This window comes from Dyadobacter chenhuakuii, assembly GCF_023821985.2.
Classification (GTDB): domain Bacteria; phylum Bacteroidota; class Bacteroidia; order Cytophagales; family Spirosomataceae; genus Dyadobacter; species Dyadobacter chenhuakuii.
This window is the reverse complement of the sequence record NZ_CP098805.1, coordinates 56778-80569: the sequence shown is the minus strand read 5'-3', so window position 1 is coordinate 80569 and position 23792 is coordinate 56778. Positions and strand designations below refer to the sequence as shown.

General features: G+C 45.3%; 21 protein-coding genes. 10 read left to right on the top strand and 11 right to left on the bottom strand.

Annotated features, from left to right (window positions below; genetic code table 11):
* Positions 1–6: 6 nt before the first annotated feature.
* Positions 7–609: a PAS domain-containing protein gene (locus NFI80_RS00335; RefSeq protein WP_235164261.1), complete on the bottom strand. Its 603-nt coding sequence runs from the start codon at positions 607–609 to the stop codon at positions 7–9.
* 1423 nt (positions 610–2032) lie between these two features.
* On the opposite strand from NFI80_RS00335, the gene NFI80_RS00330 reads away from it, so the two are divergent.
* Positions 2033–2395 carry a VOC family protein gene (locus NFI80_RS00330; protein ID WP_235164260.1) on the top strand — a complete coding sequence of 121 codons (363 nt, stop codon included), beginning with the start codon at positions 2033–2035 and terminating at the stop codon, positions 2393–2395.
* Positions 2396–2593: 198 nt separating this feature from the next.
* On the opposite strand, the gene NFI80_RS00325 is transcribed toward NFI80_RS00330, so the two are convergent.
* The 6 genes from NFI80_RS00325 to NFI80_RS00300 form a co-directional block, all read right to left on the bottom strand.
* Positions 2594–2914 carry an AtuA-related protein gene (locus NFI80_RS00325; protein WP_235164259.1) on the bottom strand — a complete coding sequence of 107 codons (321 nt, stop codon included), beginning with the start codon at positions 2912–2914 and terminating at the stop codon, positions 2594–2596.
* Entirely contained in the window at positions 2904–4238 is a 1335-nt protein-coding gene (locus NFI80_RS00320) for an acyclic terpene utilization AtuA family protein (RefSeq protein WP_235164258.1), read from the bottom strand. Before NFI80_RS00320 ends, NFI80_RS00325 begins: the two co-directional genes overlap by 11 nt.
* A complete protein-coding gene (locus NFI80_RS00315; protein WP_235164257.1) occupies positions 4235–5533 on the bottom strand; it encodes a CitMHS family transporter in 1299 nt (432 codons plus the stop codon). Before NFI80_RS00315 ends, NFI80_RS00320 begins: the two co-directional genes overlap by 4 nt.
* A 24-nt stretch (positions 5534–5557) precedes the next feature.
* Positions 5558–6424: an alpha/beta hydrolase gene (locus tag NFI80_RS00310; protein WP_235164256.1), complete on the bottom strand. Its 867-nt coding sequence runs from the start codon at positions 6422–6424 to the stop codon at positions 5558–5560.
* 11 nt (positions 6425–6435) lie between these two features.
* On the bottom strand, positions 6436–8049 hold the full coding sequence (locus tag NFI80_RS00305; RefSeq protein WP_235164255.1) for a carboxylesterase/lipase family protein: 1614 nt from the start codon (positions 8047–8049) through the stop codon (positions 6436–6438).
* 852 nt (positions 8050–8901) lie between these two features.
* The gene (locus tag NFI80_RS00300; protein WP_235164254.1) at positions 8902–9339 is read right to left on the bottom strand and encodes an RrF2 family transcriptional regulator; all 438 of its coding nucleotides are present in this window, start codon (positions 9337–9339) and stop codon (positions 8902–8904) included.
* Positions 9340–9443: 104 nt separating this feature from the next.
* Between NFI80_RS00300 and hmpA the strand changes: the two genes are divergently transcribed.
* The 3 genes from hmpA to NFI80_RS00285 all read left to right on the top strand — a co-directional run bounded on the left by hmpA (position 9444) and on the right by NFI80_RS00285 (position 12165).
* Positions 9444–10649 carry an NO-inducible flavohemoprotein gene (gene hmpA / locus NFI80_RS00295; protein WP_235164253.1) on the top strand — a complete coding sequence of 402 codons (1206 nt, stop codon included), beginning with the start codon at positions 9444–9446 and terminating at the stop codon, positions 10647–10649.
* 110 nt (positions 10650–10759) lie between these two features.
* Positions 10760–11209 carry a cupin domain-containing protein gene (locus NFI80_RS00290; RefSeq protein WP_235164252.1) on the top strand — a complete coding sequence of 150 codons (450 nt, stop codon included), beginning with the start codon at positions 10760–10762 and terminating at the stop codon, positions 11207–11209.
* A gap of 62 nt (positions 11210–11271) precedes the next feature.
* Positions 11272–12165, top strand: a complete 894-nt coding sequence (locus NFI80_RS00285; protein WP_235164251.1) for a dihydrodipicolinate synthase family protein — start codon at positions 11272–11274, stop codon at positions 12163–12165.
* 172 nt (positions 12166–12337) lie between these two features.
* On the opposite strand, the gene NFI80_RS00280 is transcribed toward NFI80_RS00285, so the two are convergent.
* The gene (locus tag NFI80_RS00280) at positions 12338–13069 is read right to left on the bottom strand and encodes a hypothetical protein (RefSeq protein ID WP_235164250.1); all 732 of its coding nucleotides are present in this window, start codon (positions 13067–13069) and stop codon (positions 12338–12340) included.
* Between the two features lie 56 nt (positions 13070–13125).
* Positions 13126–13359 carry a thioredoxin family protein gene (locus NFI80_RS00275; RefSeq protein ID WP_235164249.1) on the bottom strand — a complete coding sequence of 78 codons (234 nt, stop codon included), beginning with the start codon at positions 13357–13359 and terminating at the stop codon, positions 13126–13128.
* Between the two features lie 231 nt (positions 13360–13590).
* On the opposite strand from NFI80_RS00275, the gene pdxR reads away from it, so the two are divergent.
* From pdxR to NFI80_RS00245, 6 genes are all read left to right on the top strand, one after another.
* On the top strand, positions 13591–15018 hold the full coding sequence (pdxR, locus tag NFI80_RS00270) for a MocR-like pyridoxine biosynthesis transcription factor PdxR (RefSeq protein WP_235164248.1): 1428 nt from the start codon (positions 13591–13593) through the stop codon (positions 15016–15018).
* 68 nt (positions 15019–15086) lie between these two features.
* Positions 15087–15344: a hexameric tyrosine-coordinated heme protein gene (locus NFI80_RS00265; RefSeq protein WP_235164247.1), complete on the top strand. Its 258-nt coding sequence runs from the start codon at positions 15087–15089 to the stop codon at positions 15342–15344.
* A 222-nt stretch (positions 15345–15566) separates the two neighbouring features.
* On the top strand, positions 15567–15791 hold the full coding sequence (locus NFI80_RS00260; protein WP_235164246.1) for a hypothetical protein: 225 nt from the start codon (positions 15567–15569) through the stop codon (positions 15789–15791).
* A 227-nt stretch (positions 15792–16018) separates the two neighbouring features.
* Entirely contained in the window at positions 16019–16402 is a 384-nt protein-coding gene (locus NFI80_RS00255) for a hypothetical protein (RefSeq protein WP_235164245.1), read from the top strand.
* Between the two features lie 15 nt (positions 16403–16417).
* Positions 16418–17359, top strand: a complete 942-nt coding sequence (locus NFI80_RS00250; protein ID WP_235164244.1) for a cytochrome-c peroxidase — start codon at positions 16418–16420, stop codon at positions 17357–17359.
* A 36-nt stretch (positions 17360–17395) separates the two neighbouring features.
* A complete protein-coding gene (locus NFI80_RS00245; RefSeq protein WP_235164243.1) occupies positions 17396–18100 on the top strand; it encodes a hypothetical protein in 705 nt (234 codons plus the stop codon).
* Between the two features lie 11 nt (positions 18101–18111).
* Here NFI80_RS00245 and NFI80_RS00240 read toward each other — a convergent pair whose 3' ends face one another.
* Positions 18112–20937 carry an ATP-binding protein gene (locus tag NFI80_RS00240; protein ID WP_235164242.1) on the bottom strand — a complete coding sequence of 942 codons (2826 nt, stop codon included), beginning with the start codon at positions 20935–20937 and terminating at the stop codon, positions 18112–18114.
* A gap of 352 nt (positions 20938–21289) precedes the next feature.
* Positions 21290–23776, bottom strand: coding sequence for a bifunctional YncE family protein/alkaline phosphatase family protein (locus NFI80_RS00235; RefSeq protein ID WP_235164241.1), 2487 nt, complete (start codon positions 23774–23776; stop codon positions 21290–21292).
* Between the last annotated feature and the right edge of the window lie 16 nt (positions 23777–23792).

Genomic DNA, 23792 nt, shown 5'->3' with positions numbered 1-23792 from the left:
TAGAATCTAGCAGTGGACTGTATGTGAAATCGAATAGTGATTGCTCACCACCCCGTCTTTTGATAAATGGCCCGGCATACCCTTTGCCGCATATGCCTTTCCACTTTGTAAGACAGAATCCAATATAGCGAGGTAGGGCTGCACCTGTATTTCCGGGACTGCAAGCCAGGCTGGCTTGCCAATGATTGCACTGCCCTTTCCCAGCATATCTAGCATACGTTGATTAGCAATGGAAATAACGTGATCAGGACCAGTCATTATCATCATGGCTGCTGGCGCCTTATCAATCATTACTTCGAGCAATTCCTGCTTGCCGGTTTTTTGCGGCTCATAAGAGAAGGAGTCTTGGCTGGTATGGGAGACTATTGGATTTTCCTGCTCAAGCGTGGCCAGCTTTTGGCAAAAGATATTATTCAATGCCAGTATTTGATCAAAAACAGCTTTGGCCAGCTCAACTTCATTGATCCTGAGCAGATCCTCTGTATGAGCAGCCAGCTTATGTATTTGCCCATGCAGGTCTTCAATGATAAGAAGATCCTGGATGTTAGGATAAGCTGCCAACGCATGAGCGTACAGCCAGGGCCCAAGCCCCAAAGCATATTGGCTCATGGCATTTTCCTCACTAAGATTGTCAGTTCGGCTGCTTATGCTGCGTCGTATCGAATCTATGAAAGATTGATGATCTCGCTTTGCCTGTTCAAGCCCAGGTATTGTAAGGGTAATCAAATTAGCGCTGAATGAAGTGAAACGTAGCGTTAACTGACCTTCAAAACAAAGTGTTACGCTCCTAAATAGTCAAAGATAAAAAAAGGACTGCTATCTGTAACATTCTCCAAATTCCATCCATTCTGCTTTCAGCTCAAAAGGTCAACGATGGTTGCTGAAATACATGCTATTCCATCTATTGCGTGAAATGTAAAAAAGCAAGCAAGCTAATTTATAACTATTCTAAGTTATAGAGGATCTCATTTTTATGGAGTAACGCTTACTTACTAAGTATTATGCAGTTGCAAATAATTACTGTTTTTCTGTAAATAAGTAATCATTTAGCTACCTAATAGGCATTTAACAAGATATGAGGCTGATTTTTTGTCTAAGAAAATTCCTTATATTTGAGCGCTTGCGAGAAACCGCACTATCCGCATACTTATGAAAAATAAAGGTACTTTACTAATATCCCTCCTATTTTTAACGCTTTGTCTTTTATCAAACAGGCGCGTGAGCAATCCATAAAACCAGACTACGCTAAGCCGCAGATGGCAGTTAGCTTTCAACCCACCATTCACTCAACTGAACGGGGTGTTAATGGCACTACCCCTTGAAATCTGTTTGCTACCAGGAGCACTAAAATGCTTCTTGGAGAACAACATTAATGCTCAACGTTCTAAAAAAGACTGGGAAGGCATCTAACTTCCTGGTCCTTAATTTCCCTTTTAGTCACGCTTTTTTAAACTTAAACCTTGTGATTGACCCGTGTCCAAACATGAATACATATTTGTCGCTAACCATTAAAGAAAGGTTTCATTATTATTGACGGACAAAAAATCTTCATTAACCACACGATAACCCTTAGGGAGCGTAAGGGATTGACCATGTACTTTTCCTCGGATAAGTATAATGCCAAACTGACTCTGAAAGAAGAAGTCAAACTCTGTCGCTGGCACAAAATATAGTGGCATTCTGACTATACAGAATGGAATTAAAGAGCGCAGATTTAAAGTTCATGGCCGGATCATCCCCTAGCCCGACGGCAAGGTTAGCGTTGTTTTTATGCCTATACACCTTGGTTGCTACCCATCAAAATTTCTCAAAATCTTCAACTAGCTAAACTTTTTTTTGTTCTGGTCGGGTGAACTTTGTGCTATGGAAAATTTTGAAAAACATAGCAGAAAAATGAGAGTAGTAACTATTCCGGACACCATGCAAGGCACAGGTGAGTTACAAGGCCGATGATAATAACTAGTCAAGTAGAAACGTCTGAACCTTACCTTTCGGGAACAATAGGTAGCAAATAAAAAAATTTCTGGCAAGTATGACTTATTTATCTTTAGAGCCTTTTATTCCTTCTGGTAATGATTTTTACAAATCAAAGCGACTATTTCAGGAACTTGGCTTTGAGGTAGAATGGGAAGAGGGCGACCTCATCGGTTTTCGAAATGGTAATTGCAAATTCATATTACAGAGATACGATAATAAGGTCTTTGCTGAAAATTTAATGTTAACAGTTAAAATAAAGGACATGGATGCTTTTTGGAAGGAACTAACAGAAAAAAATCTTCCAGAAAAATTTAGTATTCCACTCATTGGGCAACCCAAAGAGCAACCATACGGAAGAGAGGTTAATATTATTGACGCCGCAGGAGTTTGTTGGCACTTTATAGAAGAAAAAGTGTAAATGGTTAAATTAAACTGAAAGCCGGTTCAATTCACAAAAATTAGGACGAAGAAGCTCTAAGTCCGAAGCGTAATAACTTTAAGACTAATCTAAAAATCGTACTGATTTTATCATTAGTTTATTTCGGTAAGGTAGGGCATTCTTTTCGCACTACTGGTCAAAACGCGCTTGCGGTTGATTAAAGGCTTTTGGAAATATTTAACCGGCATGCAATTCAATGCACATTTCCAGCAGGGCGTAGCTCAAAGTCTTTCCGTGCGCGTCCATGACTAATGAAGTGGTAACGCCACCCGCCAAAGCCTGCTGACATACAAACTGCAAAGCCGAGATATTTGGTAGTTCGTATCTGAGGATTTCGCCGTGTATGATCTCCTTGAAATGTTCCTTTACTTTATCCGCAGTTACCAACTTGCATAGCAACTCATAATCCTTTTCGTCAAAAGGAATCAATGATAAAATCAATGTATTGCCCTTGTCTCCCGCGCGGCTATGCGCTATGTCATAAAGTTTAATACTCATATTCTTTTACAACTACGGACGACTTTGCTGTGTTCCGGTTCATCAAAATCGATACAATGCCAATGACTTCATTCACATACTTGCGCACCCCTCCCCCACCAGCCGGGCCATTGGTATATAGCGCCTCCACTTCCTGACCTATGATAGCTGCTTCATCAGCCGTTGCAGCTTTGCCAGCTAGGCGTAGTCTCACTTCATATGGTTTATGATCATGAGCGAGCGAGGTCGGGTGTACCGATGTGTGACCAACGTAGTCAACCCTTAACCCAGGAAATTGATCGTTCAACCGCTCATGCATTATTTCGCCTGCCATACGGGCCCTTTCCAATGCATTTGTCCCTGCGAAAGTAATCTCACCTTCACCTGTAAAGCCTGCTTTATACCCAACGCTGACCTTTAACGTCGATGGCTTTTTGCTGCCGCTGCCGCCAGTTACTTTAATACGATCTTTCACATCCTGTTTCAAGGATACGGTGGTGAAATCTGCTGAAACATCGGGCGTCAAGTATTGATATGGGTTCGTTACCTCGTACAGCAGCTGTTCCTTAGCCGTAGCCAGCGTTATGGTGCCTCCTGTGCCATCTACTTTCCCAATAACCGCGCTGCCATCGCGATAAACCTCTGCAAAGGGGTGGCCCAGTGTACTCATATTTTCAACCGGCTTTTTGACCGGATCGGCGAAATAGCCACCTGTGATCTGTCCTGCGCATTCCATCAGGTGTCCAATCACAGTCCCTTTGGCGATCATATCGGCATCATCCAACGACCATCCGAATTCGTGGACCAGCGGGGCTACAAACAAGGATGGATCAGCAACCCGCCCGGTGATGATAATGTCAGCGCCTGTTTCCAGCGCAGGTAAAATAGCTTCCGCACCTAAATAAGCATTGGCTGACACCGTCTGCCCGGACCAAGAAATGGAATTCCCTGTTTCCATGGCGATCTCATCGCCACTGATATGCTCCAACACATCATCCCCGATTACCGCGGCTACTTTAATGGAAATTCCCAGTCTCTTTGCTATGCCAATAATCTTATCTGCTGCTGCGACCGGGTTTGCAGCACCCATATTCGTAATGAGCCGTATCTTATTTTGTTTGAGCAATGGCAGCAGTAATTCAATCCGACGCTCCAAGAGCGGATCATAACCCTGTGAAGGGTCTGCCGCTTTTCTTTTTTGGGCTAATGCAATGGTCCGTTCTGCGAGGCATTCGAGTACAAGGTAATCCAGATCGCCCTTTTCGGCCAGGATCACAGCAGGTTCGAGCCTGTCTCCAGAAAAGCCTGCGCCACAACCAATACGGACTTCATTTTTTTGTGTCATGATATGCTTATTGCCCCCGAAGCTAATGCTATTAAAGTCATGATGATGGTCGTGCCGAACGCCCATTTGAAGGTAAATTTCTGATGATCCGCCAGTTCCACTTCTGACAAGCCAATTAAGACAAAAGTGGACGCAGTTAACGGACTTAACGGGAAACCGGTGGTCATTTGCCCTAAAATTGCCGCCCTTCCTATCTCTATTGAATTTAACCCATAATGGGCGGCGGTTGTTTTTAAAACAGGGATTACACCAAAATAATAAGCGTCCGGTGTGAATACCAAACTTAATGGCATGCTTGTAAAGCCCACCAAAGCCGGCAGGTAACCTGCGTGCGCTGTCGGGATCATGGAAACCATCGACAATGCCATGGCATCGATCATTTTTGTTCCTGTCAGGATGCCTGAAAATACTCCGGCCGCAAAAACGATGATGGAAACCGAAAATACATTGGCCGCATGTGCCTGAATCCTTTTCTTTTGATCGGCCTGTGATGGATAGTTGACCAAAATCGCCACTGCAAAACCAATAATGAATAACGCTGGCGGCGGGGCCAGTGACAAAATGAGCGCTGCGATCAAAATAATCGTCAAAACAGCATTCAGCCAAAATAATTTTGGTCGTCGACTCTCTTTTTGTTCAACAGAAAGTTGCTGGTGATGATCGTAATCCATGTCAACAACGCCCAATCTTTTACGTTCCTTTTTACCAAGCCAAAATGCTACAAAAAGTACCCAAAGGATTCCGCCAATCATGGCTGGCAGGATAGGAATGATCAGATGCGCCGGATCGCTGTTCATGACATTCAATGCTCTCGCCACTGTTCCCGACCAGGGTACCAGGTGCATGACCCCCGCACTCAGCGCGACGATACAGGGAAGTATCAACTTATTCATTCCCAGTTTTTTATAAACCGGAAACAAGGCTGTGACGGTAATCATAAATGTGGCGGTGCCGTCCCCATCGAGGTGAACCAGCATCGTCAAAATGGCGGTGCCCAAAGTAATTTTGAGCGGGTCGCCTTTTGCGAAGCGAATAATAAAGGCTATTACCGGATCGAAAAGCCCGGTGTCTATCATCACGCTGAAATATAGTACGGCAAAGATCAGCAGGATGCCGGTAGGGGCAACTTGTTTGATCCCGCCCAATAACATCTCCCCTACCTCTTTTGGCCCGAAACCCGCGATCAATGCAAATACGACGGGCACCAGGATCAGCGAAAGCAGCACAGACAAGCGCTTTGTCAGGATCAATCCTAAAAAAACGCAGATGGTAAAAAAGCCAAGCAGTGACAGCATCTGATTTTTATTCTAAAACCTACCTTATTGAACTGCGGTATTATTGGCTTTCAAGACCTTACTAAAAAACATTAATTGGCTGGGCAATGCTGCTTGCCAAAAGTCCCAGGTATGACCGCCAGGGCGCTCGGTATAGTCGTGTGGTGTGTGATTGTAGACCAGCCGTCGGTGCAACTCCCGGTTAGGTTCGAGCAAAAAATCTTCCACCCCAATGTCAAGCACGAGAGGTAGTCCGTTTCGGCGAATCTGATCCGCCATGTTGACGACAGAATAAGGCAGATAATTATCAGGTGTCATCGGACCAAAGGTCTTTTCGAGAAACGTGGTGAGGCCTTTAAACCGCTCGGGCGAAAGATTCCAGGTCGTCATATTCGGATCCAAAGCCCCGCTCATCGCGCCTGCCGCAGCAAATTGATCAGGATGCCTGGTAGAAAGATAAAGCGCGCCATAACCGCCCATGGACAAACCTGTAATGAGACGGCCCTTTTTGTCCTTGACCGTGCGGTACTTACTGTCTATAAATTGAATGACTTCTTTACCAATATAAGTTTCAAATTTGCTGTTTGGGTCAACCGGGCTGTCAATGTAATAACTAAAAATCTCGCCTTCTGGCATCACAATGATGATATTATACTGATCTGCAAGGTTCTTAACCAGCATAGGATCAGGCGTTTTACGCAGCCAGTCGTCGAAGTGGCCATATCCTCCATGAAGCAAGTATAAGACGGGAAAATCCTTTTTGCTTTTGGCGTAGCTTTCCGGGAGAACAATGGCCGCTTTGTAGGTTTTGTTCATCGCAGCGCTTGGGACCTGGATGGTGTCAACTTGTGATGCATAGGCGCATAATCCACTCAACATCAGAATGGTAAAGAAGAAATATATTTTTTTCATTTCAATTAAATCTATTTACCAGTGGAGACAACTTTTAATAGTTCGGCATCTGGATGATCACGCACTTCGCATTTAACATCGAAGATCATGGTAGCGCCACCAGCAGCAGTATAGGCAGGCCATTTGGGCAAACCGGGCGCAGTTGGATTGCCTGTCCGTGCGAAATTGATCCAAGAGCTGCTCATCCTGGAAGCAAGAGCGTAGGCATCCTTACCTCCACCGGTCATTTCCTCACAACGGTTAATGTTATCAAACTGGAAGGCGATATCCATGCAGTGCATGGCTTTATACATCCCACCATTGACGGGCGATTGCCAGGTAAAGAGATACATAAAAACTGGCGCAGCACCGTTCAAACCTGACTTTTGATCAGCTTGCTTAATAGCCATGGATCGAAAACCAAACTCTATATCATTGTATTCGAAAGGCTTACTGGTGTTGGGATAAGCCTTCTTTACAGCTGCTATATAGGCCTCTGTTTTATCGCCGTATTTTTTTTGCAGGGTGGTTTTCACATCCTCCATGGTCATATTTTTGGGCGTGGGTGCAAAAGCGGCAAATTCATTTTTTGTTGTGCCGACCAATAAAGGGATCGTTTTTGAAAGTTCCATGGCAGCAGGATCCGAAGGCTGATTTGGGAACATTTCACCATCCAGCACAGCGTTCCAGCCCACATTGCCCGGTTTACCTTCTTTTTTTAACTCTTCATTTACCTTTTTAAGGGCCTTTTTACTGGCAGCATTCAATTGGTCATAGGGCATCTTTTGAAGTGAGTCAACCTGGGCAGGTTGCAGATGCAGTTCCTCCATTAATGCTGCTGCCAAACGCTGAGATACGGCCTTTTCGGTAAATGAAGTAACATAGCTGCCGCTTTCTACGATTGCTTTGTGAAACAAACCCTTCGCCTGAGGGGTGTTCATCATACAAGTGACTTTTCCGCCGCCGCCCGACTGGCCGAAGATGGTGACATTATTGGGGTCGCCACCGAATTGATCAATATTTTGTTTAACCCATTGCAGGGCGGCAACAATGTCGGCCAAACCTGCATTACCGGAGTTTTTGTATTTGTCACCATAAGCCGATAAGTCCAAAAAACCCAAAATATTCAGGCGATGGTTGATAGACACTAAAACTACTTCGCCTTTTTTTGCCAGATTCTCGCCATCGTAAGACGGTAGTTCGATGGATGAACCGGCAGTGAAACCCCCACCGTGCAGCCATACCATTACCGGGCGCTTTTTGCCATCGTTCAATTTCTGTGTCCACACATTGAGCGTTTGGCAATGTTCATTGGAGTAACCCAAATTATGATTGAAAGCAAATTCGAAAGCATCGTTAACCGTCGTGGTAGGATCGGTAGGGCAAACCGGCCCATAGCTCATCGAGCTGCGTGTAACAGACCAGGGTGTCGGCTTTTGGGGCGCTGTAAAACGTTCTGATTTAGCATAAGGTATCCCCTTAAACGTAAAGATGTTATTATGCAAATATCCCTTAACCTTGCCGCTTTCAGTTGACGTAACTGCGATATCTTCGCCTGCTTTTAGCGGATCTTCGTTTTGGGAAAATGCAGAAAATTGAAAAAGGCAAATCGCAGCGGCTAACCCTAGAGTAATGATTCTTCTCATAATTATTGGTTTATATAGTTAGACAAAACTATGTATTTAAACCTGCAATTACGCCTTTTTTAACTTGCTGAATGGTATTTAAATTGGAATGAATTGACATCTTCCATTTTGAAAAGGATCCATAACGACCAAAGAGACTGGTCTTAGCAACGCCTGTTGTGTATCTATTCTTGACTCTTTCCATTGCTTAATGTTCTTAATTAGATGCAAGGATTAGGCATTGATATAAATATATGAAAGATCGATCAGGCATACTTTACGAAAAAAGTGCATTCAGGTATTAAGTCAACGCGCCAAAAGCTAAATTTAACTTATACATAAGACATTAAAAATACTGTTTTAGTCTGCTTATAGACAGTAATGTCATGGATTAAGAAATCGAAATACGAGGTTGGCTTTTTATTTTGAACATCTCTCGAATTTCATCCATACTCCGGTTGTTCTTCTCGTATATCTCTTCTACTTCCGGAGCTATTTTACGGTAACGCTCACTAACCCATCCGCTCTGCCTCCGGATTTCGCTCTAGCCCGGGCTGACTATTGTCCTGCTTTTGTTGTCTCGCGTATCATGTTACTTTCGTGTTCGGCCAACACGCACATAATATTAAAAGACGGATTGCCCATTGCACTGCTAGTATCATCACTAGGTCGGGCGTAGCGAAATGGTAATCTAATTGCTTGAGTGATCGATCTATTTCCCGGGAATATGCCCATTACACCCTCAAATTAGTATTTAACAGGCGCTATGGTATCAGTAACCAGAATTATCTAACCTTGCAGCCCTTAATATAGAATGCGAATGTTATAGCGCACATGCACCAAGCCAGATAGATTGAGAATGCCCTGATTAAGCTATTTCTTCAAGGAAAGCATGCCTGCCAGCAGTTCCTGATTAAACGCTCCGATGGTTGTGGTATAAAGCAGATCCTTAATTTGGTCGCGGATTGCCTTGAACTGGTCATGGAGTGGGCATGGATGGATTTCTGAACACTGTTTTAAGCCCAGCGCACAGCCATAAAAGAGTGCATTTCCATCCACCGCCTCGACAATGTCGCTGATGGGCTTGGATAGAGCATTATTTTCAATGTAAAAACCGCCATTAGGTCCCTTTGCTGAACTGATGATGCCTTTCCTGCTTAAATCCTGCAAGATTTTAGCCAGATACAGTTCGGGAGAATCTATCCCCGCTGCAATGTCTTTAATCCCTACCCTTTTGTCCAAGGCAGATTTGTGTGCGATATAAAGCACTGCCCTGATTGCATACTCGCACGTTTTTGAAAATATCGCCATAGTTGTAAGTTCAAATTTAAAAATAATAAAAGATAACCTTGTCCTTTAATGTTTTTAATTTACTTTTGAATAAAGGATAAAAAGGTATTTATATATTTATTGACATGACAAACGAACAAAAAGATCTCGTAAAGGCCACTGTGCCAGTTTTAAAAGCAAATGGCGTGGCGCTGACCACTTATTTTTATAACAGAATGCTCACAAAAAATCCCGAGCTCAGAAATGTGTTTAATTCGGCAAACCAGCATTCAGGAGCCCAGCCCACAGCGCTGGCAATGGCTGTGCTGGCATATGCTGAACACATCGATAACCCGCAAGTGCTTTCTCATGCTGTAAACCGGATCGCCAACAAACATGTAAGTCTGGACGTCAGACCCGAGCAGTATGCCATTGTGGGCAAGCATTTGCTGGCTTCCATTGGCGAGGTGCTTGGCGAGGCGGCAACACCTGAGCTGATCGATGCCTGGCTGGTCGCTTACCAGCAACTGGCAGGGATTATGTCGGGAGCAGAAGCTGATTTGTATAGCAAGTCCGCAGCAAAAGAAGGTGGATGGAGCGGCTGGCGACCTTTTGTGATAAAACGAAAAGTACAGGAGTCGGACGAGATTACTTCATTCTATCTGCATCCTGCCGACCAGGGAAAAGTAGCCGGTTTTATTCCGGGACAATACATTACAGTGCGCTTGTTTGTGCCAGAGCTACATGTTTTTCAGCCGCGGCAATACAGCATTTCCTGCGCTCCTAATGGCGAATATTACCGCATTTCCGTAAAAAAAGAACATGGCAACCAGCAGCGGCCGGAAGGTTATGTCAGCAATCTACTGCACAACAGCATTCAGCAGGGCGCCATGATTGAGGTGGCTGCGCCGTCAGGTGATTTTGTTCTTGATACTGAGAAAGCGGATCCTATTGTTTTCATCAGCGGCGGCGTTGGCGTCACTCCATTCATGAGTATGCTGGATTATCTGATTTCTGCCGGAAACAAAAGACCTGTTACGTGGATTCATGGATGCCGGGGTTACCGGGTGCATGCTTTTAAAGATCATGTGCGTGAACTTGGCGAAAAGCATGACGCAATGTCGGTTCACACTTTTTATGACAAGATTGAACAGCAAATTGAAGATGGTTATTATGAAGGTTTTGTGGATCTCAGTAAGGTGCAGCAAGCCATGCAACCCGATGCCCAATATTACATCTGCGGACCGGGCGCTTTTATCAAGAAACATTTTGACTATCTGAGTGCGCAGGGTGTTGCGCGCGAGGCTATCCATTTTGAGGAATTTGGTCCAGCCACGTTGGCGGTGGAATAATGGCCGAGAAGCTGGCCCAGGCATTTATCTTGATTCTGTACCACTGCTGCCATCCATGGCTGCGATACTTTTGAAATGCAATAATGCATGAAACGCAAAAGTTTTCAATCATGGATACGTTCAGTTCAAAAGATTTTCATCAGACATTTGCAAGGCCACAGTTTCAAAAACCGGCCTATATGATCCATAAGAATGTGGAAAACGCCGGAGAGCACAACCAGTTCTCAACAGAGCGCAAGCATCCTGTTTTCTTCGTGGATCTGCCCAGCAAAAATGTGAGCATGACCATCGGCGGCTTGTTACCAGGCCAGCTGACCAACAGGCACCGTCATACTTACGAAACGGTGCTATATGTTTTGGAAGGCAAAGGGTTCACTGAAATCGAGGGTGAAAAAGTGGAATGGGAAAAGGGAGATGCCGTTTACATTCCTTCCTGGGCATGGCACAGACATCAAAACCTGAGTGATGCACAGCCGGCAAAATACATTGCCTGCGAAAACGCGCCCCAGCTTCAAAATCTGGGCGTTGCGCTTCGCGAAGAAGAAGGAAGAGATCTTTAAAACCATTCAAATGAAGTCTTCATGTCGGAGACTTCATTTCACTTTTTTAACCATTGATAAAAATGAAAAATGTTCCATTCAAGGGGATCATCGCATACCCTATTACGCCATTTGACGAAAATGAAAGCGTAGATCTGCCCCTGTTCAAGACACTGGTTGAACGCCTCGTTGCATCCGGTTCGCACGGCATAGCGCCACTGGGAAGCACTGGCGTGCTGCCATACCTTACAGATCAGGAAAAAGAGGCAATTACCGAGGCTACGATCCAGCAAGTTGCGGGGCGCGTGCCGACTTTGGTCGGTGTGTCCAACCTTACCACCGAGCGGACGATTCATCATGCCAAGTTTGCCGAAAAAGCAGGCGCAACTGCGGTCATGATCATTCCAATGAGTTACTGGAAACTGACCGATGATGAGATCGTCAACCATTATGATGCCGTCGCGTCCAAAATCTCTATTCCCATCATGGCATACAACAACCCGGCAACGGGCGGCGTCGATATGTCGCCTACCCTTTTGAAACGGTTGCTGGAAATTCCCAATGTAACCATGATCAAAGAAAGCACTGGTGATGTGCAGCGTATGCATGTGCTAAAAAGAGAACTGGGCGATGATGTGGCATTTTACAATGGCTCCAACCCGCTGGCACTCGCCGCATTTGCCGCAGGCGCCGAAGGATGGTGCACCGCCGCACCCAATTTGATCCCCGAGCTCAACCTGAGTCTATACGACGCAATTCAAAACAATGATCTGGCATCAGCTCAAATTCTTTTTCTCGAACAACTCAATCTGCTCAGGTTCATTGTAGCCAAAGGCTTGCCCCGGGCAATTCAAGCAGGGCTCACAATTCTTGGAGAAAACGCAGGGCATTTGCGTGCACCACTGCAACCGCTTACGGAAATTGAAATCACAGAACTCGGGCATATTCTTGAAACCACGAAAGTGGTTTTCGACTGAAATGGTTAAACCAAAAAAATCATCCCTGTTTTAAATAGGGATGATTTTTCTTTGCTATACGATCTAAATTTCCGAAAGCGGCTTCATTTCATAGCCCTGTTAATCGCGGACTACCTCCATAGATAAGCCAATGCATCAACGATCTTTCCATCAATTTCAGCCATAGCCCAGGTTATTTTACCTTGTAAGGCAAGGTCAGTTTGCCAGAAAGCACGCTATAAACATTAACAACACCCAGCATCGGCTTATCCATGGACATGCCATCTGCCGGAGCGGACACCTGCATATAGCAACTGACGGCATCGTAATTGAAATCCACCTTATTATTGACCCTGTATGTAGGCACTGAAACGCGGATTGCGCTTTGCTGGGTAACGACCTGATAACCTGGCGAATCCATATACATAGGCATGTCGGGGGCTGTTTTAGGCTTTGTGATTTTATCTGCCTTTTTATATTCCTTTACCGAGAGCCCGCCTTTTACACGCTCGTCTTTCACGAGAACCACCCAATGCGGATGCCAAACAATTCCGTCATTATCAAACTTGCCGTCGGCATTCTCATCCCAAAGCGGGCTGTCATCGAAATCAGGATGCGAAGTAAGGGCAAGGGCCACAATGCCTTCGGTTGGATTAAAACCAATATCTTCCGGCTTCAATGTTGTAGGAAAAACGTATCCTAAGACAGGGGCCATATCCATTTTCCCCACGGCAGTGGGAACAGTCTTTCCGGCCGTTCCTTCCACGATGATCTCAAATTCGAGTGATCCGTATTTTTTGTTATGGATTACCTGCGCTGATTTGATCTTAAAATCCTTTGAGTCTTCGTATTTTTTGCAATGTTCGCATGCCATGGCGGCCGTGATGGACAGGATGGCGGCGAGCGTGAATATTGTCGTTTTCATGTTTTGATTAGTCAAGATAAATTAACGTTACCAGCAGGGTCCTGCCGGTCTATTCTTCAGCCTTTAACATCTTCCAGCGATGCTCCGAAATTGATATGCAGTACATTGCCATTTGGCGTAACCAGCGCGGGAACCGATTTAATCCCTGCACCTTCCGCTTCGCTGATACGGCTGCGGTCTTCCCCGATATTTACAACTTCAACCTGATCTGCACCGATTAGATTAAGAATGTCGTGCTCTGCACTGACGCATACCGGGCAACCTGCGTGATAGAAAATTGACTTGCTCATTTTTGTGATTTAATAGCTGTGGCACCATTGCCGATTCAAACTTAGTGAGGAGCCCTAACGATACTTGCTGGACCATTTTGAATTAATAATACTGGACTATCTGGCTCAGCTCCGACTTATCCAACTTTGTAAAATCATAATAATCACCTGAATCTTAACAGTTGGTAGAATGCATGCACATTTTACTTTGGCCTGTTAAAATGAGACATTTAAATAAAACCAGCTAGTCCAATGCTTAGACCCTGGAAATTGGAAATCCGGATTGATCACAAGTCACAAAAGCCCATTTATCTGCAAATCGCGGATGCTGTCATTTCAGATATTCAATCTGGAAGACTTAGTAGCGGTGATGCTTTGCCGGGAAGCCGCAACCTGGCCGAAATGTTGCATGTGAACCGGAATACGATTGTAGAAGCATTAAATGTGCTGCTTAACGAAGAATGGATTGTATCCAAGGAACGGAAAGGGACATTCGTTGCCGGCACACTGCCGGTGTTCAGCAGGCAGCGTAAGAAAGAAATCACCACACCGGATCAAAGCCTGCCCAAGCAACATTACAGGATCATTTTTGATGATGGTTATCCCGATAGCAAAATCGCGCCCGTGACCGAGCTGGCGCGTGGATACCGGCAGATTTTCAACCGGAGTGCACGATGGCAAATGATGGGTTACGGCTACGAGTTCGGTCATGCGGATTTTATCGAAGCCATTGTACAAATGCTGAACCATCAACGTGGCATGCAAATCAGCAGCAATTCCGTTTGCGTGACGCGTGGCAGCCAGATGGCGATGTATCTCGCTGCCCATTGTATTTGTTCAAAAGGCGATTTTGTCCTGGTCGAAAATCCGGGTTACCAGCCTGCCTGGAAAGCATTTGAAATGGCTGGTGCCACCTTGCTGCCTGTAAGGGTCGATAAGGACGGTTTGGTTACCAGCGATGTGATTGATCATTTGAAGACCCACCCGAACATAAAGGCTATTTACACAACACCACATCACCAATATCCGACCACGGTAACATTAAGTCTGCAACGAAGGCTTGAACTGATCCGCTTGTCCAACGCTCATGGATTTACCATCATTGAGGACGATTACGACAACGAATTTCATTTCGGGTACCGTCCGGTGCTTCCAGTTTCGAGCTTCGCTCAGCTACAAAATTTTGTGTACATCGGCACGATGAGCAAAGTTGTTGCGCCTGCTTTGCGCATTGGCTATCTGGTTAGTCACGATGCTTCGCTGATTTCAAAAGTGGGTGAGCTGCGCAAAATTATTGATGTTCAGGGTGATAGTATTATGGAACAGGCCGTTTTACAGCTGATCCATGACGGAACGATAAAACGCCACATTAAAAAAGCAACAAGCTACTACAAAGCAAAGCGCGACTACACGGTTTCGTTGCTGAATACTTATCTAAAAGAAAAGGCTGACTATACAGTTCCGGAAGGCGGTCTGGCGATTTGGATACAACCAAAGCAAGCGCAAAACTGGCGGCAGATTAAAGACATGATGGCCGCAAGTGGCGTTAAAATACTCCCACCGGAAAATTATAGCAACGCCCCATCGGTCAACGGCATCAGGCTGGGTTACGGATCACTTTCCGAAAAGGACTTAAAAGAAGGAATAGTGCTCTTAGCCAAACACTTGACTTTTACTTGAGATGAATATTTATACCGTTTGATCCACAGGCAATTCTTCAATTGAAATTACTTTAAACAAATAAAAAAATGGCAGATCCAATTCAACTAGTGCCCGGTAATTCACTCATTACCCCTACTCCGGAAGAAGGCAGACAGCTTGCAATCAAAATGGCAAGGCTGATCATTAAAGCCACCCAGCCAGATGCAGCCGTCCGTGAAAAACTACGGGAAATATACGCTCAGGATGCGACAATGCTGGTTTTGATTGGACAAACTGTTGCCGCTGAATTCGCTACAATTGCAGCAGCAAATAATTACTGGCAAAAATCAGCAGTTGGTAGCTGAATTTACAGAATTCAAGACTTGCCACGCATGCAGTTATAGTTTGTAAATAACCCTCCTTAACAAAGGCACCTATGAAATCATGGAAGACATTACTGATAAATACGAAGATCCACACAGCAGCCCCTCGGCATTCCACAAAATGGATCAGGAATATATCCGCAAAATCTGAAAGCCATCACCGGTTTTGAAATTATGGTTTCTGATATTTCCCATGTCTTCAAAATGAGCCAGGACCATTCCCGACAGGACAGAGAAAGATTAGTTGAAGACTTACTGCGGAAGGAAGATGCCTTGTCCGTTCAGATGGCAGAAGAGATGAAACGCAATGTGAAGACAAAACAGAACAATCAGGAACAGCTGATTAATGGAGTTCTATGGATAGTTCATGGAGAGTTTACTTTTCGCATTGTATTAAGAAACCTTCGTTTTAATACATACTGGACTTGATACCTCCTACATAAAGCCTGTGATATCACAGGCTTTGAATGAAATATGTAAATGTAGACATCATGTTTGAGGCGCCGTTTCATTCTTTGAAAGTATGTTATTTGCCCTTATAACAACGTTTCTCTACAAATTGACACGTTTTCAAATGTATCTGCAACAAATTCAAAACGCTGTTTTAGTGTGATCATCGAGCTTTGTCAGAATATTAATCCCAAAGCTCGAAACTGATGAAAAACGCAATTACATGGCTGGGTTGCCTGGCGGTTCTTTTGACCATAGTCTCTTTTATAGGTGCCCCCGATCCCATTGTCGGACGCTGGCAGCGGATACAAAAATCTCCAAACGGCGACATTAACCTGCTATTTGTCTTTCGGGCCGACAGCACTTATGATGGCATTGTGAATGGGAAAGCATTCACTACCGGGCGCTACTTTATCAAAAACGATACGATAAGTGTTTCTGACAACGGTTGTAACCTCGCTTACTACGGGACTTACAAGCTGAAATATTACGCTCAGGATTCACTACTGTTTACCGCCATTTCCGACACCTGCCAGGAGCGCTATCAAGGTGCTAATGGTTTGGCTTGCAAGAAGTTACCGAAAAAGTAACTGCAATATCTCCCCGTGAAAGCAAAAATAGCCATACTGATCTGCGCCGTTCCGCTGCTTTTCATCCGCAGCGTGATGCATGATCCTGAGCCGCCGACTTCCCTGGAATTGGGAAAACGACTGTTTTTTGACCCGATCTTGTCGGGGAACCGTTCCATTAGCTGCGGATCTTGTCATAAAGAGAGTTTGGCCTTTGCGGATTCTGTGCAGGTGAGTCAGGGCGTGAATGGTCGGATGGGGACAAGGAATACGCCTTCGGCTATGAACATGCGTTTTCAGGAAAGTTTTTTCTGGGATGGTAGGGCGACCACTTTGGAACAACAAGTGTTGATGCCCATCGAAAATCCGGTTGAAATGGATTTGCCGGTGGATTCGGCGATCGCCCGCTTAAACAGGGATGCATTTTACCGGCAATCGTTTCTGCGCATATTTAAAGAACTGCCGTCCAAAAGCAATTTGGCAAGAGCCCTTTCTGATTTTGAACGTTCCCTGGAAACGGGCGACAGTCCTTTTGACGACTGGCGTGTCAACGACAACGAAGATGCAGTCAGCGCTTCCGCGAAGAGAGGATTCAAATTGTTCAATACCAAAGCCAAATGCATTCAATGTCATTTCGGCCCTGATTTTAAGAATGTTGAATTCAGGAACATTGGCTTATTTGATGGCAAAATGCACGCGGATAGCGGGCGTTCTGCCATTTCTCATCAAGCATCCGATCTGGGTAAATTCAAAATCGGCTCTTTAAGAAACATTGCCATCACAGCGCCTTACATGCACAATGGCATGTTCAAAACATTAAAAGAAGTCATCAACTACTATAATGATCCCGAGGCAATCGTTCCGAATGCCGTCAACCGTGATACAATATTGACCGGATCCTTACAACTTACCGAAGCAGAAAAACTAGACATTGAAAACTTCCTGATCGCCCTTACTGACAGGCGGTTTTTGAAATAAATATTACACAACCTTTTATCACTTATCCTTAATACTATGTTTAAACTCAGCATCACCTCATTTTGTCTAGCACTTGCATACGGTGTACTTGCTTTGGCAGTATCCTGTACAGATCACGAAGTACCAGCCAGCAACCTACCCGAATCAAAATGCAAGGATGTAAACGGCGGCGACCGCCTGTATCCCTGCGAATTTTCAATTGAAAAGATCACCTTTCTGGGCGCAGATGGCGCCGCGGCCGGAACTGTGACCGGCTCTAATCAGGTGCTCGCATTGCCGCGATCACTCGCTAAGGCAGACAGTTACACAGGAAATGAAGAAGCAAAAATTGGTGTGGCGACATTCGACGTACAAATCACTCTGAAAAGAATCGCTTCACCTTCCTTTCCGGTAAATGAGGGTTACCTGATCGGATATACGCACAACACTTCGGGCGGAAAAATCCTCCACACCAGCACTGGTGGCGGCACATATGGAGAAAGAGATAAATTTGGCCCGCCTGTGGCTTTAAACATGGCTATTGGTGAAAATATGGATGTTAAGTACGAAATGTCCTTTCCGTACCGGATGGAAAAAGCAGGATTAGTGGTTGTGCCTGTCACGGTCTTTGCCTCTTCGTCTTTCTTTGTAGACAATGATGTGACGACTCTGAAGCTTCCACGAACGACTGTTCCTTACAACTATGTAGGCAGCGTAACCGAAGCTTTTTATGAACGTTTAATGGTTACTTTGAAAAACTGATCACGAAACTTTTACTGTTTTGCAATGCCTGCCGAACTGGGCGGATAGCCGAAATGTTTTGAAAAGCTGGTTGAGAAATTGGCCGGGTTGCTGTAACCGACCATGTAGGAGATTTCGGAGATCGTACCGGCTTTGTTTTTTAGAAGTTCGTGTGCTTTCTGCATGCGGATACTACGTACAAACTCACCCGGACTTTGGTTGACCAAAGCTTTTAATTTGCGGTGCAGCTGCGCCCGGCTGAGGCCAAGCTGCCTGCCAACCCAATCCGTGCTGATCTGCTCATCATCCAGATTTTGCTCAATAACCGTCCTGATTTTATCAAGAAATGCCTTCTCCACAGAAGGCATTTCTTCTGTATGGGTTAGCCAACGGTAATTCTGACTGTATTTTTCCTGCAAAGCCTTGCGTTGCCGTAGCAGGTTTTCGATCACCGCCTCCAACTCCCGGTTATCGAACGGTTTGCCCAGATAGGCATCTGAACCCGTTTCAAGACCATGAATCCTGCTGTCCTGATCCGCCTTGGCCGTAAGCATGATAATAGGAATGTGGCTGCTGCGCTCGTCGGCTTTCAATTCAGCGCACACCTCATAGCCATTTTTGACGGGCATCATTAGATCTGTGATGATCAACGCAGGGATTTCTGCAAGTGCAAGATCAATTCCTGCCTGACCGTCTTCTGCGGTCAGGACCACATATTTTTCGGACAAGGTTGTTCGGATAAATGCGTTCAGTTGCTGATTGTCTTCGATAAGCAGGATTACCGGTCGAGAACTTCCTGGTTGCTCGTCAGCGATTTGTTCATTGCTGTTAGATTGGTAAACAGGTGTTTCGGGATAAGGCATTGGTTCAGCATTTTCTGCACTCAGTTTATATGGTAACCGGACTTTAAAGGTGCTTCCCTTTGCCTCGGAACTGTCTACCATAATCTCCCCGCCAAGCAATGTTACCATTTCCTTAACCAGCGCCAGTCCTATCCCCGCCCCTTCCCTGGTGCGGGTGTCACTGCTATCGGCCTGGTAAAATCGATCGAAAATGAATGGCAGCTTATTTTCAGGAATGCCAATTCCCTGATCCTCTACCCTAATCTCGTACTGCGCGTCAGCCAGCATCTCAAAGAAAACCTTCACTTGCCCATCCTTCTGACTGAATTTAATGGCATTGCTGATCAGGTTCTGAATAATCTTTTCGAGCTTATCAGCATCTTCATCAATAATCACGGATTCCGAATCCGTATAGAAATCCAGTTGAATGTTCCGGTTGTTTGCCAAAGAATCAAACTGTGCGACATGAATGCGCAGCATAGCAATAATATCAACCGGATTCACGTCCAGAGCACTTTGCCCTGATTCTAACCGGCCAAGGTCAAGTAACTGATTGATCAGCTGTAACAACCGATTGCTGTTTTGCAGGATATAACCGGCATATTGCTCAGCAATTTTTGGATCAGGGTTACGCAACAATTCCCTGGCAGGGTTTATAATCAGGGACAGCGGCGTTTTGAACTCATGCGTTAGATTGACAAAAAAGCGCGATTTCGCAGCGTCCATCTCCTGTAACCGCTGGGCCTGTTCTCTTACCTGGGCGGTTCTTTTCAAAACGGTTTCTTCCAGCTCCGTTGTATGTGCCAGAATCAGCCGTTGTTTTTCCTGCTCCTGGGCTAGATTGGCTGCGGCCAGATCGCGGGTTTCAATGAGCTGCTTTGCCAGAAAACGATTCGTCCCAGCCACTTCCAAAGCCAGGTAAATCGTGAACAGCGCGGGCACGACCAGATTGCCCCAAGCAAATGCTAGCATTACTTCCGGCAATGTAAACCAGTTAAAGACATTGGCACCAATCAATATTCCGGATACAAAATGAAAAATGACCCCCGTAGCGATCAACCACAACGACTTTTTACCTTTTCGGATTTCCCTGAGAACGGACAGAAAGGCATCTGTGTAAAAGACCAGGATGAATATCAGCAGATATAAATTATGAAGATTGGTTATGATTTTGTCATACCAAACGTCATACCAATTCCAGACGGTCAAGAAAGTAACAGGAATGGAGATGCCAAAAACTGCGATGATCTTTCTGCGTGGCAATGTGCTGTAACCTGCCGAATAGAGCAGCAATGCGCCAAACGCAAGGTTCATGGTAACAAAGCATAAAAAAACTTTGGTAAAGAACACCTGCATCGCAGGATCGGTCGTGACAATGGTCTCATACCGCGCATAAAGTCCCAGCGCAATCATGAAAACATAGAATACATAGCATAGATGAATCCGCTGTTTGGGATAGAATGCAAACAACAGTAAATGCACCAGCACCAGCGTACAAGCAGCAGCTACGCTCATCAGGAGCAGGTCCATGAAATGTTGATCTGCCGCCAGCCCGCTGTTCATCTGATGCAGATCCTGAATTTGTGCATCAAAGCCGATAAAGTTTGGATAAAACGCATTGTAGTTGCTGAACCGGATAGCTATCAAGTGCGGCAGCGTGTCCGTAATAGCCAGCGGAATCGCCACACTGGGCTCCCGTACGGCTTGCATGGTCTGCTTTGAATTTCCTAGCCTACCAAAAGACATGACCTTTTTGCCATCCAGATAAGTTTCCGAAGCTGCGTCGTGGTTCAACTTTAAACCCCAGCTGTTTGTCAAATTGGGACTTTCCTTTTTAACCCATAACCGAAACCAGCCAAAACCCGTCCAAGTCTTGGGCGCTGGGGATCTGGTATATTTTCCTGCTCCAAAGTTCGTCCCGGCAAGCGTCTGCCAACTACTGTCTGGAAAATTAGGAGTACCCCATCTGGTATCATCTCCGGAACGGAATTTCCAGGGCGATGTGGTTAACGACAAGGGCTTTAATTGGGCGCTTTCGGTGAGCAGTACCGGAGCTGTTTGCGCGGTAACAGAAAAGTTGAATAGCAAGCAGCAAACAACAAAGAAGCCCTTTTGCAAAACGTACAAATTGTGGAATTTTTTAATTTTCCCAGTCAAATTCTGAATCGTTTTACAATTAGCAAGTTCTTTTCTGGTTCCTATTTCCAATTCTGCAACAGGCGTTGCAGAATTGGAAATAAAAGGAAATCATTGCTAAAATAAGTATTATTTTTCTCTAAGTCCTTTTTCCCAGCACCATATTCAGGAGAGACTTGGGATATTGCCATCTTCCAATCCGCCTAGCCGAAAACTTTTGGTTTTTAGTGATTTAATCCTGATCAAATTCCTCTTCGTCTTCTTCACCTCTTTCCAGTTTAACGAATGCACCCCGACGCGGAGCAGGCATGATGCTGTTTTCGCCGCGCACTGTCTGCCATACTATTTCGCTAAAAACCAGGTCATCAATCGCGTCGGGAATCGAGAGATCAAACTGGTCTGTTTTTCGGGAGTTTTTGTTAACCGCGACATTTTTCTGATCCAGATCCACCCCAGCTTCTTTTGAAGTGAATGTGCCCGGATTAACCTTGTTATCAAAACACCTCCACATCGGTGTGGCCGCCGCATCGTACTGGCTCATGGGCTTGATTCCCAAAATCAACTCCATTGTACGCAGCATTCCGGAAGTCGAATACATCGTGTGGTCCACAAAACCTCTCTTGACAAAACCGCCAGCCACAAATGCAATGGAACGGTGCGCATCCACGTGATCGGGTCCATTCTGAGCATCATCTTCGAGGATGAATACAACTGATTCATTCCAAACCTTACTTTTGGAAAGGTGCTCAACAAAACGCCCGACTGCCAGGTCATTATCAGCCACAGCAGCAAACGGCGTGGGTTTTCCTACACTGGCACCCGATGTATGATCATTACCAAACCTTAATGTATTCAATCTTGGGAGTTTGCCTGCGGCGAGTAATTCATCAAAATCCTTTTCCCATGCAGCTTCCCGGTCAATATCTTTATAGCCCAGATTATAACCTTTGAAAGTCGGGCAATAGTGTCCTTCAAGTGTTTTGATATTGGCTTTCCCCTCGTCTGCAAACCAGCCGTAACTGCGAAATGTTACCCCGGCACGCAAGGCATGGTCCCAGATAAATCCGTCCCTGGGATGCGCGATTTCTTTCTGGCCCTCGTAATCATACGTGCCACCGCGACCTCCATAGCTGGTTACCCAGTTTTTCTCCACATAATCATTAGCATAAGCAGCCGATGACCAGTTATGCCCGTCGGCACTCACCTCTGCATCGACGTAAAAGTTATCGAGTAACACAAACTGACGGGCCAATGCGTGCTGGTTCGGTGTGATTTTTTCAGGAAACAAACAAAGGGAAGCGTCGCCATTTCCTTCCTTCATATCGCCCAGGACCTGGTCGTATGTACGATTTTCCTTGATAATGTAAAACACATATTTAATCGGCGATTTATCACCCACTTTCATCGGGATCGGATTACCAGCCTCCCCTTCCGCATTCAACTCCTTATTTTTGGTGTAAGGCGTGTTAGCATATACCACACGCGAGTACGCTGAAAGCGTTTGCGCCGAGGGTGCATCTATGATGGATAATGTACCTTTAAACAATCCTCCGATGTACTGCTCCCTGCCAGTGTATGCCTGCGGATTTGGCCCTACTTGTTGCGGAACTTTTGATAAATTCGGGTTTGGACCTTTTGGATTTGCCTTAGAGGAAAATCCTTTCCCATTAGTAACAAATATCTTTGAGCCAATTGTTTTTACAGCCGTCGGATACCAGCCAGTCGGGATAAATCCGATGGAACGGCTGCGACCTTTGGTTTCTACATCAAAAACTGCCAGGCAATTATTATCAGCATTGGCAATGTATAAGGTTTTCTCATCATCACTCAGTGCAAGCCCATTAGGCGTCGTACCCACAGGCGCATCCGGAAAAAGAGAAGTCGTTAATGTTTCCGACACTTGTCTTTTGGCCAGATCAATGAGCGCCACGGTGTTATCATTGCCGTTTGCCGCATATAAAAACTTGCCATCTCTGGTCAATAGCAGGTCGTTGGGATTTTTGTTGGTCGCAATTTCCGCTGCAATCTGCTGTGTTTCTGTGTTTACGATCACCACCCGCGAGCCGCCCCAAAGCGAAACATAAAGCTCTTTTTTATCATTAGAAAGCAAACAGGTGTAAGCCGCAGCACCTAAGTTTAGCTTACCAATGGTTTTTTTGGTCTGAGAATCACAAACATAAAGCGCGCTGTCTTCTTTTGTCACCACATAAATCCGCTTTTGAGCGTCGTCGACTGCTATTCCGGTAGGAGATATTTTGACGGGCCAGGGTTTGCCCAGCACAATCGGCTCAGCAGCAACAAGTTTCTGGTCTTCTATTTTGTATACCAAAATCTTATTGTCGTTTCCGCCCGAGGCATATATCATTTTCTCATCCTGACTGAATGCCAGACCAAGGTATGATTTGGCCACAATGGCAGTGTCCAGCACTTTCTCGGAAGCCGCATCAATCAATGTAATGCTTTGGGTGCTCTGCCCGTTGTTAGTGACAGCCAGGTATTTTTTTGAAGGGGAAACAACCAGGTTTAAAGGCAAGTCGTCCAGGTCCAGGCTACGGCCTACCGGTGTGAGTGACCAGCCATTGGGCAAGTCGATGCGTTTGGCCGAAAGTTGCTTATACAAGGCTAATTCCTCGGATTGACCGCCTGCATTCCTTTTACAGCCGTAGCAGATGATGCCCGCCAGCATCAGGTAAATTGCAAATTTCAGATTTTTTGTCATGGTGAGTTAGCAGAAT